General features: G+C 61.5%; 2 protein-coding genes. Both read left to right on the top strand.

Going from position 1 to position 3849, the window contains the following annotated elements; all coding sequences use genetic code 11:
- Positions 1–77: 77 nt before the first annotated feature.
- Positions 78–1337, top strand: a complete 1260-nt coding sequence (locus YH3_RS34515) for a site-specific integrase (RefSeq protein WP_011133407.1) — start codon at positions 78–80, stop codon at positions 1335–1337.
- On the top strand, positions 1334–3820 hold the full coding sequence (locus YH3_RS34520) for a site-specific integrase (protein ID WP_011133408.1): 2487 nt from the start codon (positions 1334–1336) through the stop codon (positions 3818–3820). The genes YH3_RS34515 and YH3_RS34520 overlap by 4 nt, the downstream gene beginning before the upstream one ends.
- Positions 3821–3849 lie beyond the last annotated feature (29 nt).

Here is a 3849-nt window from a genome sequence, read left to right on the forward strand (position 1 = left end):
GCCCCGTTGACTGAACTAAATGCCGAATGGTGCAGGTCTGAAGGGGTGGGGTCGATGTGGGTCGGTAGCTTGCGGACATGAGCGAAGGGGAAAGTTCGAGAGATCTGTCGGGGCTTGTGGTGGCCCGAGTGGGTCGGTTGATAGCGACAGGTCAGGCGGCGGAGCCTTACGTCTTGCAGGGCAGCGACGGTGAACGAGTGGAGTCCGTCGAGGTGTTCTTCCGGGAGCTGATCGCTTCCGGGAGGTCGGTGGCGACGGTGCGTTCGTACGGTATGGATCTGCTCAGATGGTGGCGGTTCCTTCACGCTGTGGACGTGGCGTGGGATCGTGCCGATCGGGTCGATGCCCGCGATTTCAGTTGTTGGATCCAGTTGACGGCGAAGGCACGACAAGGATCAGTGGTGCCGGCCAGCGCCGAGGCGGCTGCTACTGCTGCGGCATCGCCGAATCCTGTCACCGGCAAACCGGCTCTGGGGGCCGGGTACTCGCCGGCGACAGTGGCGCACAGTGAGACGGTGCTGCGAAGTTTCTACGATTTTCATCGGGACGCGGGGACTGGCCCGCTTCTGAATCCGTTCCCTCTCGATCTCTCTCGCCGGTCGAGACGGGCTCATGCGCACCACAATCCGATGGATCATTGGGCACCTGAGCGTGTGGGGCGCTACCGGCCTCGGGTCTCGCAGCGGATTCCCCGAGCGATTCCCGAGGATCTGTTCGATAAGTTGTTCGCGGCGTTGTCGTCGGATCGGGACCGGGCGTTGGTGGCGTTCTGGATTTCATCGGGGGTGCGAGCGTCGGAGCTGTTGGGAGTCCGCGAGTGCGATGTCGACCCGGGGCAGCAGTTGATTACTGTGGTGCGCAAGGGAACACGTGCGGTGGAGCAGGTACCCGCGTCGGCGGACGCGTTCGTCTGGTTGCGGTTGTATCAGGAGCAGTTGCGGGGCGAGGTGCCACTCGGACGGATGCAACCGTTGTGGTGGACACTGCGAAGGCCTCGCCGCCCGTTGAATTACCATGCGGCGCATCGGATGTTCGAGCGTGCGAATGCTACCCTCGGTTCGGATTGGACTCTGCACGACTTACGTCACAGTGCAGCGAGGCGGATGGCCAACGACCCGCACTTGTCCTTGGTGGAGGTCAAAGAGGTGTTGGGGCACGCCCATTTGTCGACGACCGAAATTTATCTGACACCCGATAAGGACGAGGTGATCGCCAGCGTCCTGGCCCACCACGCTCGTACTGCTGATCAGCGGGAACATCCGCGGGCTCCGTCGCCGCCTCCTGCTCCTGGATACGATCCGGCAGCGTTGAGCGTGCTGTTCGGGAGGCCGTTGTGAGCACTGCCGTCAAGCACATGACCCGCCCGGAACGCTTCGAGGTCACACCGGTGCCGCATTCGAGGATTCGCCAACTGCACAAACAGTTTCCACCACGCGAAGGTGAACTCTGGTGGCCGCACACCGCTGCCTCTGCTGAGGAGGTCGAGGCCCGACTGAACTGCTCGGTGCTTGCTGAGGCTGCGGTCACCACCCGAGCCGGACGGCACCGGGGCGTGATCAAGATACTGACCTGGTTGGCTTCGGTGCCAGGCGATACCTGGCAAGCCCGGTGGCTCGCCAGCGGCGCCGAGAACATCCGCGGGTCTCGTTACGGCGCGACAACCTCCTGGGCCGATCTCCCGGTGGAATGGATTGCCGGACACGGGCGCCCTGTCAGACATGATCGCAACGACCTGGCTGCAGGACTGCTGATGTTGCTGTGCCTGGACGTGATCCGGCCGCAGTTGCCGTGGATGCTCTCCCGGGCGCACCCGTTTCTCGCGCCGATGATGGCAAAGCTGCGAGATCCGGACGGATTCGCGCGGTTGGACGAGCTTGCTGCCACTCAGCCGGATACCTCGCGAGACGATGCACGAATCGCAGCGACCAGAATCGCGACCCTGCTGGTATCCAAAGGCGGGACGGTCGCGGAGATCACTGTCGGCGATTGCGTGGAGCTGATCGAAACGATGGCGCAGGTGCACTCCCGCCGCGGTCAGAAGAAGATCGATTTCTACCTGCGACTACGTGCGATGGGCATCTTTCCCGAGGATGCACCACACAGCATCCGTGCGTTCGGCGCTCCGGTCGGACAGTTGACGATCGAACAACTCGTCGACCGCTACCCGATCGAGAACCAACCGATCCGAGCTCTGCTCATCGACTATCTGCGCGAGCGTCAACCCGCGCTGGACTACACCAGTCTCAACTCTCGTGCCCGAGGACTCGCCGGGCTGTTCTGGAGCCGCGTCGAGACACTCGCCCCCGGTATCGACACCCTGGCGCTGCCGCCTGACGTTGCCCGAGCATGGAAGGACGACCTGAGATCGATCACACGCACCGCCGTCGACGCGGCGGGACGAAAGCACGAAACAACTTCGCCCCGAAAGAATTACAAAGACAATCTGTTGCAAGTGCGTGCGTTCTATCTCGACCTCGCGCACTGGGCCGTCGAAGATCCGGCACGCTGGGCGCAGTGGGTGGCGCCCTGCCCGATCAGCGACGCCGAGGTCAAAAGAGGCAAGGAACTCAAACACCGTAAAGCGCGGATGGATCAGCGCACTCGCGAGCGATTGCCTGTCCTGTCGCAGTTGGTTCGGTCCGCAGCTGACCGCCGCGCGGCCGCAGCGGCTCTACTTGTTGCGGCGCAGAACACCGAACCAGGTGAGGTGATCGCGGGAACCGACGGAGAACTGCGACGATCCTTGATCCGTCGGGGAACTGGCCGCGTCGTATGGGCCGACAATACTGTTACCGGTGTTCGCCGCGATCTCACCTACGAGGACGAGGAAGCATTCTGGGCATTCGCCACTATCGAAGTGTTGCGGCTCAGCGGTATCCGTCATGAAGAGCTCCTCGAGCTCAGTCACCACAGCATCACCGAATATCGACTACCTAGTACCGGTGAACTGGTTCCGCTGCTGCAGATAGCTCCATCGAAGACCGATACCGAGCGGCTGATCTTGGTCAGTCCCGAGCTTGCGGAAGTCCTCAGTGCGGTAGTTCAGCGTTCGCGGCAACCCAACGGATCGATACCGCTCGTGGCTGCCTACGATACGCAGGAGAAGCTGTGGAATCCGCCGATGCCGCTGCTCTTTCAGCGGGGAATCGGAAACGAACGCCGAGCGATCCCACCGAGTTTCGTCCGCAAGCTCCTCATCAATGCGCTCACCGTGGCAGCTCTCACCGATGCCAGTGGCGATCCGTTGATGTTTCAGCCCCACGACTTCCGGCGAATATTCGTCACCGACGCGATCATGAACGGCCTGCCACCCCATATCGCACAGGTTATTTGCGGGCACAAGACAATTGACACGACGATGGGCTACAAGGCCGTCTACCCCTCGGAAACGATCGAAGCGCATCGAGCGTTCATCGCGCGTCGTCGTTCGATGAGACCCAGTGAGGAATACCGGACACCGACCGACGAGGAATGGGATGCGTTCTTGTCTCATTTCGAGAAGCGGAAAGTATCGGTCGGGACCTGCGCACGGTCGTTCGGCACACCCTGCATCCATGAGCATGCTTGCGTCAGATGCTCACTCCTGCGGCCGGATCCAACGCAGCGAGGCAGGCTCGAAGAAATCCGAGACAACCTCGAAGCCCGCATCATCGAAGCCAAACAGGAAGGCTGGCTGGGTGAAGTCGAAGGACTGCAGGTCAGCTACACCGGAGTCAGGGACAAGATCGCACAGGTCGATGCCACGATGAAACGAGGATCGGCAACAACTGACCTCGGAATGCCTGGATTCGGATCGATCTCGGGAAGGACTTCCACATGATTACCAAGCTTGAATTCTTGTTCAGAGAA

This window comes from Rhodococcus sp. YH3-3 (genome assembly GCF_001653035.1).
GTDB lineage: Bacteria > Actinomycetota > Actinomycetes > Mycobacteriales > Mycobacteriaceae > Rhodococcus_F > Rhodococcus_F qingshengii.

Bases quoted from the DNA above. Each gene is read 5' to 3' on its own strand.
- YH3_RS34515 (WP_011133407.1), top strand. From the start codon at position 78: ATGAGCGAAGGGGAAAGTTCGAGAGATCTGTCGGGGCTTGTGGTGGCC.